The following is a 13,219-nucleotide window of genomic DNA, read 5'->3' as shown; positions in this document are numbered from 1 at the left end:
CGTCAGGCGGTTTCGCCGACCGCGGACTCGGCCGCGCGGATGGCGGCCTGGCGGCGCTGGATCTCGTCGCCGATCGGCGGGCCGCGAAAGCGGCGGCGCTCGAACAGGAACCAGACGAGCGCGGCGATCACCAGGAAGCCGAGCGTGATGTAGAGCGCGTTGCCGTTCGGCGGCTGGACGCCGAGAGCGAAGATCAGCACCATCGCCGCGATCGAGAGCACCGCGACGAGCGAGAAGGCGGCGCGCCCGATGTTCCAGGGACCCATGGTCGGCCATTTCCGCGTGCCGTAGGCGAACAGGCCGACGGTGATCGGGATGGCGAAGGAAAAGAACAGGAAGATCACCGTGCAGGACACGACGATCGCGTAGGCGGACGCTTCGCCGAACGAGACGAGCGAGGTGCCCCAGACGAACAGCACGCAGAGGGCGGAGCCCGTCCAAATCGCCGCGACGGGGGTGCGGAAACGTGGGTTCACCCTGGCGAGCGCCTTCGAGGCCGGCAGGCCGCCGTCGCGCGAGAAGGCGAAGATCATGCGCGACACGGAGGTGACGGTCGCGAGGCCGCACAGGAACTGCGACACGAAGATCGCCGCGTAGAGCACGTTGCGGATCACCGGCGGCACCTGCGCGTCCATCGCCCAGAAGAAGACGTTCCAGCCCTGCGCCGCCGCCGCGTCCATGTTCGGGATCATCAGGACGAAGGCGCACAGCACGACGTAGCCGGCGATGCTGGACCAGAGCACTGCCGAGACCATGCCTTTCGGCACGGACGTCGCGGCGTCGCGCGTTTCCTCCGAAGTGTGGGCGGAGGCGTCGTAGCCGGTGATCGTGTAGATCGGCAGGAGCAGGCCGAGCAGGAAGGCCCAGCCGGTGGAGACCTCCGGCCAGACGTTGCCGCCGGCCGCGCCGGAATAGTTGTGGAACGTGAACAGGCGGGCGACGTCCCAGGACGGCGCGAAGGCGAGGCAGGCGAGCGTCAGCGCCACCGAAGCGACGAGGATCAGCGTGCCGGAGAAGTCGGTGAGCTTGGCCGTCAGGCCGATGCCGACATGGTTGATCACGGCCTGGAGCGCGGTGATCGCGGCGAGGAACAGGACGCGCACGGTGATCGTGTCCTCCATGCCGAGCATCGGGCCGAAGGCGCCGAAGAAGAAGTAGTAGGTGCCGACGTTGATGGCGCCGAGCACGGTGACGAGGCCGAGCAGGTTGAACCAGGCGGTCAGCCAGCCGACGAAGCGGTTCCCGAGGATCGAGCCCCAATGGTAGAGGCCGCCCGCCGTCGGGTAGGCGGAGGCGATCTGCGCCATGGCGATCGCGAACACGGCGGAGACGAGGCAGCCGAGCGGCCAGCCGATGCCGATCGCGGCGCCGCCGGCACCGGCGGTCGCCTGCGCCAGCGAGTTGATGCCGCCGGACAGGATGCAGATGATCGAGAACGAGATCGCGAAGTTCGAGAAGCGGCTCATCCGCCGCTCGAGCTCCTGCGCGTAGCCCATCGAATGCAGGACCTGCATGTCGGCGTGCTTCTTGTCGTCGGTGTAGCCGGCCGGCGCGCTGCCGGCGTTGGGAATGGGAGCGGTGGTCATCAACGTCTCCACGTGCGGCGACAGGGCCGGGGTTCGAATCGGGGTTGGGCGCACGACTTCCCGAACGGGCTTCGCGCGACAATCTGAACGATTTCGTTGTTTATGCTCAAGACCTGCCGATGTGTTTCCGACACGTGCTGGCCGAAGGGTGCCTTTGGCGAGTTCGCACCGACGCGGCGGGGAGGAGGCGCAAAGGATCGTCCGATCGACCCTGGCGGCCTCCGGCAGCTACGAGAAGGGTGAGACACATCTCCCAACGTCGACCATGATCTGACTGCAGATCGCCGGGTCGAGTTTCGGGCCGCTCGAAGGTCTCGGTGACGGCGTCGAGTTTCCTCGTCCAATCAAGCTGCCTGCAGATGAACGAAGCGGAACGGCAATCAAGACAAACCCCGACGCGCGCATGACCCAAACCGCAACTCCTGAACAGGTTTCGCCGGCATGATGCGTGATCGGAACATCCCTTTCCGGTGGTCGGCTTCATCGATCGCCATGCGGGACGGATGCGCACCGGCCGCCGTGCCATCCGGCCGGACAGCGAGGTGTCGACCACCAGCGCCAGGCACTCGGCGTGCGGTCGTCGACTACAACCAGGATGCGGAACGCCGGCCGTCTTCCGGCGTGTCCGAGACGAAGCCCAGTCTCCAGCACTGATTGGGCTCCTGCGGTACCGCGGCAGGAACTCGGGTGCCGAGTGCTTGGCTGCGCCCACCGCGCCGGCGCACCGACAGCCGCTCCTCCCGGTAGAGGCGGAACAGCGTCTTGTGGTCGAGGCGCAGCCCCTTCCCGGCGCAGCATGATCAGAAGCCGCCGGTAGCCGAACCGACGACGCTCGCCGGCGAGGCTGCGCAGGCGCGCTCGCACCGGCGCATCGTCGCTCCGCGTTGCGGCGCAGCGATACGTCTTCGGCTCCATGCCTATCGGCGCGCAGGCACGCCGCTGACAGTCACCCTTCTTCTCGATCGCCCAGCTCACGGCCGTTCTCCGTGCGGCCTAAGCGTCAGAAGTTTTTTCCCCAGCGCTTCCCGCAACGTCGCCACGTCAAGCATCGCCTCGGCCAGAAACTTCCTGAGCTTGCGGTTCTCCTCGTCGAGCGCCTTCAGACGCCGTGCGTCCGACACCTCCATGCCGCCGTAGCGCGAACGCCACGTGTAGAACGTCGCGTCGCTGATGCCGTGCTTGCGACAGATCTCGGCCACCGGCAGTCCAACCGCCTGCTGCTTCAAAATCCCGATGATCTGCTTCCGGCGAGCCACGCGTCTCGCCTACAATCGCTGAACCTGCTCCTCTTCATCATCCGTCTTTCCTGTCGACGGACCCTAGCTTCAGATCGAGGGCATTTCAGGGGGCAAGGTCACAGCTCGGAAATAGAAAACCTTACCTCGCCGTACGGGTCGGTATAGTCGCGGCATCAGCGAACCCTGCTGGGACAAAATGCTGTATCAGGGTGCGGATTGCGACCAACAAATGCCTGAAAACGCTTACGACACAACTGATTGGCTGGTCGATGGCGGAGAGAGCGGGATTCGAACCCGCGATACGGTTCCCCGTATACACACTTTCCAGGCGTGCGCCTTCGACCACTCGGCCACCTCTCCGCGCCCGTCGCGGCTCCGAAGCAGCCCGGCAGGAACGCTCACGCGCCGCGGGAAGCGGCACCGTGACGGTCGGCGCGGACTTATAGCCAGATCGCCATCCCGTTCAAGCCGCGAAATCGCACCGGATGCGCGCGAGGTCCGCAGCCGTCGAAGCGATCGGGGCGCGGTTGCTGTTCGACGCGCACATGACCATCTATGAGTGCGGATGCGCGGGCGGTCGTTCGTCCTGCGGTCTTGCCATCAGTCCTTCTTCCGGCCCAGCGATGCGCTTCATTCTCAACCTCGTCGGCGGCATCCTTCTGGCGCTCGCCCTCGTCTTCGCCGTTGGGGACATCGCTCGCTCGCTCGCCGACGGCGCGACGCGGCTCGGCTCGATCGGCGAAGCCTTCGCCGCCGTCGGCCTGCCGCTCGGGCCCGGCGACGGCATGTCGGCGAACGCGGTCGACCTCGTCGCCACGGTCGCGAACTGGCCGGCCTCGATCACCTTCGGCCTGGCGGCGTTCGTGCTTCTCTTCGTCGGGCGCCCGCCGCATCGCCGCCACGGCCGGCTCGTCCGCTGACGCCCCGTTCTGATTGAGGGAGACCGCGAATGTATATCCTCGACATGTTCTCGAAGAAGACCCGGATGCCGGCGCCCGGCGAGGCGCTGCCCGGCCGCACCGAGCCCCTGCCGACGGCCGACAGGCATTTCGTCAACGGCAATCCGCTGAAGGGCCCGTTCCCGGAGGGCACCGAGACCGCGCTGTTCGGCCTCGGCTGCTTCTGGGGCGCCGAGCGCGCCTTCTGGAAGGTGCCGGGCGTTTTCGTGACGGCGGTCGGCTACGCGGCGGGATCGACGCCGAACCCGACCTATCAGGAGGTCTGCACCGGCGGCACGGGCCACAACGAGGTGGTGCTCGTCGCCTTCGATCCGGCCGTGGTCGACTTCGCCACGCTGGTGAAGCTGTTCTTCGAAAGCCACGACCCGACGCAAGGGATGCGGCAGGGCAACGACGTCGGCACGCAGTACCGCTCCGGCATCTATGTCGCGAGCCCCGAGCAGCGGCGCGTGGCGGAAGAAGGCAAAGCCGCCTATCAGCGGGCGCTGGCGGAGGCCGGGCATCGCGGCACGATCACCACGGAAATCCTCGACGCCCCGACCTTCTACTACGCCGAGGACTACCACCAGCAGTATCTCGCCAAGAACCCGAACGGCTACTGCGGCCTCGGCGGCACGGGCGTTTCCTGTCCGGTCGGGCTCCACGCGGCGCATTGACCGGCGGATTAACCCGCCGCCGAGATTTCAGGTGAAATCGCCGCCCCGCCATGCCAGTGTCCCTCGCATGGCGGGGCGGTTTCCTATCGCCCGCCGGAACGATCCGCCGGGACTGCCGTCCCGCGAGCCACCAACCGACCAACGAGGTCCGACGAGGCGATGAAGAAAACTGTTCTTGCGACTTTGGCGGCGAGCGCGATCGCCCTCTGCGCCGCGCTGCCCGCCGCCCGTGCGGCCGACGCCGAGCCCGCGATCATCTACGACCTCGGCGGCAAGTTCGACAAATCCTTCAACGAAGCCGGCTACAACGGCGCGGAGAAGTGGAAGAAGGATACGGGCAAGAGCTATCGCGAGTTCGAGATCCAGAACGACTCGCAGCGCGAGCAGGCGCTCCGCCGCTTCGCCCGCAACGGCTCCTCGCCGATCCTCGCGATGAGCTTCTCGGCGGCGAGCGCCGTCGAGAAGGTCGCGAAGGAGTTCCCCGACACCAAGTTCGTGATCATCGATTCGGTGGTCGACCTGCCGAACGTCCGCTCGGTCCTGTTCAGCGAGGAGCAGGGCTCCTACCTCGTCGGCATGCTGGCGGCGATGAAGTCGCAGACCAACAAGGTCGGCTTCGTCGGCGGCATGGACATCCCGCTGATCCGCAATTTCTCTTGCGGCTACAAGGGCGGCGCGAAGGCGGCGAAGGCCGACGTGCAGGTGTTCGAGAACATGACCGGCACCACGGGCGCGGCCTGGAACGACCCGGTGCGCGGCGGCGAACTGGCGAAGTCGCAGATCAGCCAGGGCGCGGACGTGATCTACCATGCGGCCGGCGGCACCGGCATCGGCGTCCTCCAGGCAGCCAACGACGCCGGCAAGTACGGCATAGGAGTCGATTCCAACCAGAACATGCTGCATCCCGGCCATGTCCTGACCTCGATGCTGAAGCGCGTCGACGTCGCGGTCTACAAGGCCTTCGACGACGTCGCGAAGGGCAATTGGTCGGCCGGCAACCAGACGCTCGGCCTCAAGGAGGACGGCGTCGGCTACGCGGTGGACGACAACAACAAGGACCTCATCACGCCCGAAATGGCGAATGCGGTGGAGCAGGCCAAGGCCGACATCATCGCCGGCAAGGTCCAGGTCCACAACTACAACTCGGACGACAAGTGCCCGTACTGATCGGTTGACGATCGAAGCGGGAACGACGGCCGGCGCCCTCTGGGCGCCGGTTGCGTTTCAATAGTGCGGCGGCTTGGTGATTTCCGGCGCGGGGAGGGCGGCCTCGACCGAGGCGAACCGCTCGGCGAGGAGGCGGATCGAGCGCTGCAGTTCGTCGATCAGGAGACCCTGCCGGCGCACTTCTTCCGACAGGTCTTCGATCGCGATGCTCTGATGCGCGATCGTCTCCTCCAGATGGCGGATGCGCTCGTCGCTCATTGCGTCTTCCCCGGTGGATCAATGCCTTGCCGCTTTTGGCCGCTTCGATTGCCTCTGGCAATCGCCGGGCCGCCTCGGTAGGTTCCGGCGGCTAAGGACAGGCGCGGACGGACGAATGGCTGCGGCGATCGAGCTGATCGGCATCGACAAGAGCTTCGGCGCGGTGCACGCCAACCGCGACATCAACCTCGCCGTCGAGAAGGGCACGATCCACGGCATCGTCGGCGAGAACGGTGCCGGCAAGTCGACGCTGATGTCGATCATCTACGGCTTCTACCAAGCCGATCGCGGCGAGATCCGCGTGGACGGCAAGTCCGTCGCCATCGCCGACACGGACGCCGCCATCGCCGCCGGCATCGGCATGGTCCACCAGCACTTCATGCTGGTCGAGAACTTCACCGTGGTCGAGAACGTCATGCTCGGCGCCGAGCAGTCGCCGCTGCTCCGCACCGGCATCGGCAAGGTGCGCGCCGAGCTGAAGCGGCTGGAGCGCGAGCACGGGCTCGACGTCGATCCGGACGCGGTGGTGGGCGAGCTCGCGGTCGGCCTGCAGCAGCGGGTCGAGATCCTGAAGGCCCTCTATCGCGGCGCTGAAATCCTGATCCTCGACGAGCCGACGGGCGTACTGACGCCGGCCGAAGCCGACCAGCTCTTCGCCGTGCTGCGGGAACTGCGCGACCAGGGGAAGACGGTGATCCTGATCACCCACAAGCTGCGCGAGATCAAGGCGATCACCGACACGGTTTCGGTGATGCGGCGCGGCGAGATCGTCGCGACGCGGCCAACTGCCGACGTCTCGGTCGGGGAACTGGCGGAACTGATGGTCGGGCGGCGAGTGCTGCTCACCGTCGAGAAGCGGCCGGCCGCGCCGGGCGCGGTCAAGCTCGGCGTTCGGGGCCTGTCCGTCCGCGACGCGCGCGGCGTGCGCATGGTCGACGACGTGTCGTTCGAGGTGCGGGCCGGCGAGATCGTCGGCATCGCCGGGGTCGCCGGCAACGGCCAGTCGGAGCTTCTCGAAGCGCTCGGCGGCATCCGCCGCGCCGAGGCCGGCACGATCGAGCTGGACGGCCGGGCGCTCGATCCCGTCGCCTCGCGCGACCCGGCGGAACTGCGCCGCCGCGGCCTCGCCCACGTGCCGGAGGATCGGCATCATATGGGCCTCGTCCTGCCGTTCGAAGCCTGCGAGAACGCCGTGCTCGGCTACCAGCGCGATCCGCGCTTCTCGAAGGCCGGTTTTCTCGACCTCGCCGCCATGCGGCAGGAGGCGCAGGAGCGGATGGAGGCCTTCGACGTCCGCCCGCCGAACAATCGGCTGAAGACCGCGAACTTCTCCGGCGGCAACCAGCAGAAGCTGGTCCTGGCGCGCGAGATGGAGCGCGGCCCCTCCGTGCTGCTCGTCGGCCAGCCGACGCGCGGTGTCGATGTCGGCGCGATCGAGTTCATCCACCGCCGCATCGTCGCGATGCGCGACGAGGGCCGCGCCGTGCTGCTCGTTTCCGTCGAGCTCGACGAGATCCGCGCGCTGTCCGACCGCATCCTGGTGATGTTCGCCGGCCGCATCGTCGGCGAGCGCGGACCGGGCACGGACGAAGGCGAACTCGGCCTCCTGATGGCCGGCGTGTCCGAGCACCGCGAGGCGGCGGAATGACCCCGGCGCGCGTCACCCTCGTCACGCTCGGCGTCGAGGACGTCGCGCGCTCGACGGCGTTCTACGAGGCGCTCGGCTGGGAGCGAGCGCGGCAGAGCGTCGAATCGGCCGCCTTCATGATCGGGGACGGCGTGGTCCTGTCGCTCTGGCAGCGGGCCGAGATGATCGCCGACGGCGGCGAGGGCGATCTGCCGCCCGGCTCCGGCTCGGCGGGACTGGCCGTGAATTTCGCCTCCGAAGCCGAGACGAGCGAAGCGTACGACAGGGCGGTCGCGGCGGGCGCGAGCCCGGTGAAGCCGCCGGCCAAAGCTTCGTGGGGCGGCTTCTCGGGCAATTTCCGCGACCCGGACGGCCATCTCTGGGAATTCGCCCACAACCCGTTCTTCGCGCTCGACGAGCGCGGCCGGATCGACCTGACCAAGGAGCCCGCGGCTTGAGCCGTCCCTATGCGAAGCTGCCGCCGGCGGTGGACTACGTCGTCATTCCCCTCGTTAACCTCGCGGTCGCCTTCCTCGTCGCGGGTGTCGTGGTGCTGGTCGTCGGCGAAAGCCCGATCGAGGCGGCCAAGCTGATGATCCAGGGGGCCTTCGGCTACGGCGAGGGCATCGGCTTCACCCTCTACTACGCGACGAACTTCATCTTCACCGGCCTCGCCGTCGCGGTCGCCTTCCACGGCGGCCTGTTCAACATCGGCGGCGAGGGGCAGGCCTATGTCGGGGGCCTTGGCGTCGCGGCCGTCGCGCTGACCTTGCAGAACGTCTTTCCCTGGTGGCTCAACCTGCCACTGGCGATCCTCGCCTCCTTCGCCTGCGGCGCGCTCTGGGCATTGATCCCGGCGATCCTGCAGGCGCGGCGCGGCAGCCACGTCGTGATCACCACGATCATGTTCAACTTCATCGCCGCGAGCCTGATGGTCTACCTGCTCGTCGGCCCCTTGAAGGCGCCGGGCCAGATGGCGCCGGAAACGCTGACCTTCACGGAAGGCGCGCAGCTTCCGAAGCTCGCCGGCCTCTTCGACCTCGTCGGGTCCGATCTCGGCGGCGCGCCGCTGAACGTCTCCTTTCTCGTCGCGCTCGTCGCGGCGGTCGCGGTCTGGCTGCTGATCTGGCGCACCCGCCTCGGCTACGAGATCCGCACCCTCGGCCATTCTCCCAGCGCCGCGCGCTATGCCGGCATGCGCGAGACACGCCTCATCGTGACGGCGATGATGATCTCCGGCGGCCTCGCCGGGCTGATGGCGCTGAACGCCGTGATGGGCGACCAGTACCGCGTCCAGATCGAGTTCCCGGCCGGGGCCGGCTTCGTCGGCATCGCGGTGGCGCTGATGGGGCGGGGCCATCCGCTCGGCATCGTGCCGGCGGCGATCCTGTTCGGCATGCTCTACCAGGGCGGCGCCGAACTCGCCTTCGACATGCCGGCGATCTCGCGCGACATGATCGTCATCATCCAGGGCCTCGTGATCCTTTTCGCCGGCGCGCTGGAGAACATGCTGCGGCCCGGCGTCGGCACCGTGTTCCAGTGGATCCGGCTGAAGCCGGCGCCCGCCGCCCCGGCGGAAGGAACCGCCTGATGGAGTTCGGCGCCCTCGTCGACGTCGCGGATTCCGCCATCCGCCTGTCGACGCCGCTGGTCCTCGCGGCGCTGGCCGGCCTCTATTCCGAGCGCGCCGGCGTCTTCGACATCGGGCTCGAAGGCAAGATGCTGGTGTCGGCCTTCTTCGCAGCGGTCGGCGCGGCGGCCTTCGGCTCGGCCCCGCTCGGCCTCCTTTGCGGTGTCGCGGCGGCGCTGGTGCTGGCGCTCGTCCACGGCCTCGCCTCGATCACCTATCGCGGCAACCAGATCGTCTCCGGCGTCGCGCTGAACTTCGTGGCCTCGGGCCTGACGGTGATCCTCGGCCAGAACTGGTACGGGGAGGGGGGACGCACGCCGAACCTCGCCGGCCCGGCCCGCTTCGGCGACGTGACCCTGCCGGGCGCGGAGGCGCTGCGCGACGTGCCGGTCGTCGGCCGCATCTATTCGGACATCCTGTCCGGCCAGAACGTCCTCGTTTACGTCGCCTTCCTCGCCGTCCCGCTGACGTGGTGGGTGCTCTACCGCACCCGCTTCGGCCTCCGCCTCCGCGCTGTCGGCGAGAATCCGGCGGCGGTCGATACGGCCGGCATCTCGGTGACCTGGCTGCGCTACCGCGCCGTCCTGATCTGCGGGCTGTTGACCGGCATCGCCGGCGCGTATCTGTCGACGGCGCAGGCAGCGAGCTTCAACCGCGAGATGACGGCGGGGCAGGGCTACATCGCGCTCGCCGCCCTGATCTTCGCCAACTGGCGGCCGGTGCCGGTGATGTTCGCCTGCCTGCTGTTCGGCTTCCTCAACGCCTTCTCGATCCGCATCCAGGGCGTGCCGCTGCCGCTCGTCGGGCAGATCCCGGTGCAGGCGGTGCAGGCGCTCCCCTATATCCTGACGGTGATCCTGCTCGCCGGCTTCGTCGGCAAGCCAAGCCCGCCGAAGGCCGGCGGCGTGCCTTACGTCAAGGAGCGTTGATGGCGGACGATCTGTTCGATGCGGCGCGCGGCGCGATGCGTCATGCTCACGCGCCCTATTCGCGCTTTCCGGTCGGCGCGGCGATCCGCGACGCGGAGGGCCGCATCCATGCCGGCGCGAACATCGAGGTCGTCAGCTTCCCGGAAGGCTGGTGCGCCGAGACGACGGCCATCGGCCACATGGTAATGGCCGGCGGCCGGCGTATCGCCGAGATCGCGGTGATCGCCGAGAGGATGGCTCTTTGCACCCCCTGCGGCGGTTGCCGCCAGCGCATCGCCGAATTCGCCGACGCCTCGACGAAGATCCACCTCTGCGACGAGACCGGCGTGAAGCTGACGATGACCATGGCCGAACTCCTCCCCCGCGCCTTCGAGAGCGAGGGCTTCGATTGACCGTCGACCTCGACACCCTGCGGGCCAGACTCGGCGACCGCCGTCCCCGCATCGCGCTGGTGCTCGGTTCCGGCCTCGGCGACCTCGCCAACTCGGTCGAGGCTGCGATCCGCATCCCTTATGCCGATGTTCCTGGTTTTCCGATCAGCGCCGTGTCCGGCCACACGGCCGAGCTCGTCACCGGACGAATCGGCGAGACGGAGGTGCTCGTCCTGTCCGGGCGCGTCCACTATTACGAGGCGGGCCGCGCCGACGCGATGCGTCCCGCCCTCGAAGCGGTGAAGGAGCTGGGCATCGATCGGATCGTGCTGACCAATGCGGCCGGATCGTTACGGGAGGACCTGCCCCCCGGATCGGTGATGCTGATCGAGGACCACATCGCCTTTTCCGGCATGAACCCACTGATCGGCGAGCCGACCGACGCGCGCTTCGCCAACATGACCGAGGCCTACGACCCGGCCTTCCGGGCGGCTCTCGCGGCGGCGGCGGACGGCGAAGCCGTCCCGCTCGGACGCGGCGTCTACATGTGGTTCTCGGGCCCGAGTTTCGAGACGCCCGCCGAAATCCGCATGGCGCGGACGCTCGGCGCGGACGCGGTCGGCATGTCGACCGTGCCGGAGACGATCCTCGCGCGGTTCCTCGGGCTCCGCGTCGCGGCGGCCTCCGTGATCACCAACTACGGGGCCGGTATCGGCACGGACAGGATCAGCCACGCCGAGACGAAGGAGATGGCTCCGCGCGGCGGCGCGGTGCTCGCCCGCATCCTCCGGCGCGCCCTGCCGGCCCTGGCTGCCGCATGACCTTCCTGCCGCAGGAGACGATCCGCCGCAAACGCGACGGCGGCACGCTGGAGCCGGCCGAGATCGGACGCGTCGTCGCCGGCTTCGCGGACGGCGGCGTTACCGACGCACAGGTCGCGGCCTTCGCGATGGCGGTGTTCTTTCGAGGCATGGAGCGGGCGGAGGCGGTGGCCCTGACCGAGGCGATGCGCGATTCGGGCGATGTCCTCGACTGGCGCGGCCTCGACCGGCCGATCCTCGACAAACATTCCACCGGCGGCGTCGGCGACAACGTCTCGCTGATGCTGGCGCCGATCGTGGCAAGCTGCGGCGGCTATGTGCCGATGATCTCGGGCCGCGGGCTCGGCCATACCGGCGGCACGCTCGACAAGATGGAGGCGATCCCCGGCTATTCGGTGACGCCGGACAACGAACTCTTCCGCCGCACCGTCGGGCAAGTCGGCTGCGCGATCATCGGCCAGACCGGCCGCCTCGCGCCGGCCGACAAGCGCTTCTACGCGGTCCGCGACGTGACGGCGACGGTGGAATCGATCCCGCTCATCACCGCCTCGATCCTGTCGAAGAAGCTCGCGGCCGGGCTCGAAGGCCTCGTGCTCGATGTGAAGACCGGCTCCGGCGCCTTCATGGCGAGCGAGGAAGCGGCGCGCGAACTGGCCGAAAGTCTCGTCGCGGTCGCGAACGGCGCCGGACTGCCGACGACCGCGCTGATCACCGACATGAACGAGGCGCTGGCCTCCGCCGCCGGCAACGCGGTGGAAGTGCGGAACGCCGTCGACTTCCTTGCCGGCACGCATCGCGATCCGCGCCTCCTCGACGTGACGCTGGCCCTCGCCGGCGAGATGCTGGCCTCGGGCCGGCTTGCCGCCGACGCGCAGGACGGCCGGCGCAAGGCGGAGGCCGCCTTGAGCGACGGCCGCGCGGCGGAGGTCTTCGCCCGCATGGTCGCGGCGCTCGGCGGCCCGGCGGACTTCGTGGAGCGGATGGATTTCCATCTGCCGCGCGCCCCGATCGTCGCGGAGGTCAAGGCGGACGAGGCTGGATTCGTCGTGGGCGTCGACGCCCGTGCGCTCGGTCTCGCCGTCGTGGCGCTCGGCGGCGGCCGGACCCGGCCTGAGGATACCGTCGACCACGCGGTCGGCCTCACCGATCTGGCATCGATCGGCACGAGGCTGGAAGCGGGCGAGCTGCTGGCGCGCGTCCATGCCCGCTCGGCGGAAGCGGCCGAAGCCGCGGCGCGGACGGTTCGCGCCGCCTACCGGCTCGCCGGAGAAGCTCCGCCGACCCGCCCGGCGGTGGTCGCGCGGATCAGCGAACGAGGTTGAGCCTCCCGTCCGCCACCTCGTAGCGCTTCAGCTTCTTCATAAAGCTCATGCCGAGCAGCACCGTGTTCAGCCCGTCGCCCTTGGTCACCGCCGCTTCCACGTCGCGTACCTCGACATTGCCGACCTGGACGCGGTCGAGCGTCGCGACCGCGACGGTGGTGCGGCCGTTCGCGGTCTCCGTCTCGTAGCGGAAGTCCGACGGCGCAAGCGTGACGCCGAGCCGCCGGGCGGTCGCTTCGTTCATCGCGACGAAGGTCGCGCCGGTATCCACCAGCACCGGCACCGAGCGGCCGTTCAATCTGGCGTCGGCGCGGAAATGGCCGTCCGGCCCGGCCTCGAGGCTGGCGGTGCCGGGGCGCGGCGGCGAAGGGGGCGGGGCGGAAGCTTCCACCAGCTTCGCCGGCGGGCGCAGCGCCTCGATACCGCCCTCCGCCGCCAAGCGCTTCTGGTATTCCTGGAAGGCGGACGGAAAGCTGATGGCGAAGAGCGAGGCGGCGACGGCGACGATGATGAACTTCGACAAGGGGCGCATCCGGTGGAAGCGCCGGCGGGCCGCCCGCCGGACACGCGGGGAATAGTCGATGCGGGAGCGTTAAGAAGCCGCGAAGCGACAGGACCCGATCACGCGCGACGGTTGCCGAACCCTTGCCGTCCT

The 13,219-nt window shown here is 68.7% G+C and carries 13 protein-coding genes, 1 tRNA gene and 1 pseudogene; 10 read left to right on the top strand and 5 right to left on the bottom strand.

All coding sequences use genetic code 11. The annotated features are described in order from the left end of the window. Nucleotides 1–2: 2 nt before the first annotated feature. The 3 genes and pseudogenes from F6X38_RS01150 to F6X38_RS01140 form a co-directional block, all read right to left on the bottom strand. Nucleotides 3–1,514 carry an amino acid permease gene (locus F6X38_RS01150; protein ID WP_246191152.1) on the bottom strand — a complete coding sequence of 504 codons (1,512 nt, stop codon included), beginning with the start codon at nucleotides 1,512–1,514 and terminating at the stop codon, nucleotides 3–5. 586 nt (nucleotides 1,515–2,100) lie between these two features. Next, nucleotides 2,101–2,842 (bottom strand): annotated as a pseudogene (locus tag F6X38_RS01145) (transposase); the annotation flags it as partial. A gap of 252 nt (nucleotides 2,843–3,094) precedes the next feature. Further along, nucleotides 3,095–3,184: transfer RNA gene (locus F6X38_RS01140), tRNA-Ser, on the bottom strand. Between the two features lie 263 nt (nucleotides 3,185–3,447). On the opposite strand from F6X38_RS01140, the gene F6X38_RS01135 reads away from it, so the two are divergent. The 3 genes from F6X38_RS01135 to F6X38_RS01125 all read left to right on the top strand — a co-directional run bounded on the left by F6X38_RS01135 (nucleotide 3,448) and on the right by F6X38_RS01125 (nucleotide 5,606). Next, nucleotides 3,448–3,744 carry a hypothetical protein gene (locus tag F6X38_RS01135; protein WP_150967692.1) on the top strand — a complete coding sequence of 99 codons (297 nt, stop codon included), beginning with the start codon at nucleotides 3,448–3,450 and terminating at the stop codon, nucleotides 3,742–3,744. 29 nt (nucleotides 3,745–3,773) lie between these two features. Further along, nucleotides 3,774–4,439: a peptide-methionine (S)-S-oxide reductase MsrA gene (gene msrA, locus F6X38_RS01130; protein WP_150967691.1), complete on the top strand. Its 666-nt coding sequence runs from the start codon at nucleotides 3,774–3,776 to the stop codon at nucleotides 4,437–4,439. A gap of 159 nt (nucleotides 4,440–4,598) precedes the next feature. Next, complete coding sequence (locus F6X38_RS01125) at nucleotides 4,599–5,606, top strand: BMP family lipoprotein (protein ID WP_150967690.1); 1,008 nt, start codon at nucleotides 4,599–4,601, stop codon at nucleotides 5,604–5,606. A gap of 57 nt (nucleotides 5,607–5,663) precedes the next feature. On the opposite strand, the gene F6X38_RS01120 is transcribed toward F6X38_RS01125, so the two are convergent. Next, a complete protein-coding gene (locus tag F6X38_RS01120; protein WP_150967689.1) occupies nucleotides 5,664–5,864 on the bottom strand; it encodes a SlyX family protein in 201 nt (66 codons plus the stop codon). A 115-nt stretch (nucleotides 5,865–5,979) separates the two neighbouring features. Here F6X38_RS01120 and F6X38_RS01115 point away from each other — a divergent pair, with 115 nt between their 5' ends. From F6X38_RS01115 to deoA, 7 genes are read left to right on the top strand one after another with little or no spacing between them, the layout of a single operon-like run. Beyond that, on the top strand, nucleotides 5,980–7,512 hold the full coding sequence (locus F6X38_RS01115) for an ABC transporter ATP-binding protein (RefSeq protein WP_150967688.1): 1,533 nt from the start codon (nucleotides 5,980–5,982) through the stop codon (nucleotides 7,510–7,512). Next, a complete protein-coding gene (locus F6X38_RS01110; protein WP_150967687.1) occupies nucleotides 7,509–7,949 on the top strand; it encodes a VOC family protein in 441 nt (146 codons plus the stop codon). The genes F6X38_RS01115 and F6X38_RS01110 overlap by 4 nt, the downstream gene beginning before the upstream one ends. Beyond that, nucleotides 7,946–9,082 (top strand): ABC transporter permease, encoded by a 1,137-nt coding sequence (locus F6X38_RS01105; protein ID WP_150967686.1) that lies wholly within the window; start codon nucleotides 7,946–7,948, stop codon nucleotides 9,080–9,082. Before F6X38_RS01110 ends, F6X38_RS01105 begins: the two co-directional genes overlap by 4 nt. After that, nucleotides 9,082–10,050, top strand: a complete 969-nt coding sequence (locus F6X38_RS01100; RefSeq protein WP_150967685.1) for an ABC transporter permease — start codon at nucleotides 9,082–9,084, stop codon at nucleotides 10,048–10,050. The genes F6X38_RS01105 and F6X38_RS01100 overlap by 1 nt, the downstream gene beginning before the upstream one ends. Continuing rightward, nucleotides 10,050–10,442 carry a cytidine deaminase gene (locus tag F6X38_RS01095; RefSeq protein ID WP_150967684.1) on the top strand — a complete coding sequence of 131 codons (393 nt, stop codon included), beginning with the start codon at nucleotides 10,050–10,052 and terminating at the stop codon, nucleotides 10,440–10,442. Before F6X38_RS01100 ends, F6X38_RS01095 begins: the two co-directional genes overlap by 1 nt. Continuing rightward, nucleotides 10,439–11,242, top strand: coding sequence for a purine-nucleoside phosphorylase (locus tag F6X38_RS01090; protein ID WP_150967683.1), 804 nt, complete (start codon nucleotides 10,439–10,441; stop codon nucleotides 11,240–11,242). The genes F6X38_RS01095 and F6X38_RS01090 overlap by 4 nt, the downstream gene beginning before the upstream one ends. Beyond that, nucleotides 11,239–12,564 (top strand): thymidine phosphorylase, encoded by a 1,326-nt coding sequence (deoA, locus tag F6X38_RS01085; protein ID WP_150967682.1) that lies wholly within the window; start codon nucleotides 11,239–11,241, stop codon nucleotides 12,562–12,564. Before F6X38_RS01090 ends, deoA begins: the two co-directional genes overlap by 4 nt. Here deoA and F6X38_RS01080 read toward each other — a convergent pair. Then, nucleotides 12,548–13,087 carry a retropepsin-like aspartic protease family protein gene (locus F6X38_RS01080; protein ID WP_161992576.1) on the bottom strand — a complete coding sequence of 180 codons (540 nt, stop codon included), beginning with the start codon at nucleotides 13,085–13,087 and terminating at the stop codon, nucleotides 12,548–12,550. The genes deoA and F6X38_RS01080 overlap by 17 nt on opposite strands. Nucleotides 13,088–13,219: the final 132 nt, after the last annotated feature.

Origin of the sequence: Plantimonas leprariae (assembly GCF_008802405.1) — a bacterium.
Classification (GTDB): Bacteria; Pseudomonadota; Alphaproteobacteria; order Rhizobiales; family Rhizobiaceae; genus Plantimonas; species Plantimonas leprariae.
The sequence above is the reverse complement of the archived record's forward strand: the minus strand, read 5'-3'. Positions and strand labels throughout refer to the sequence as shown.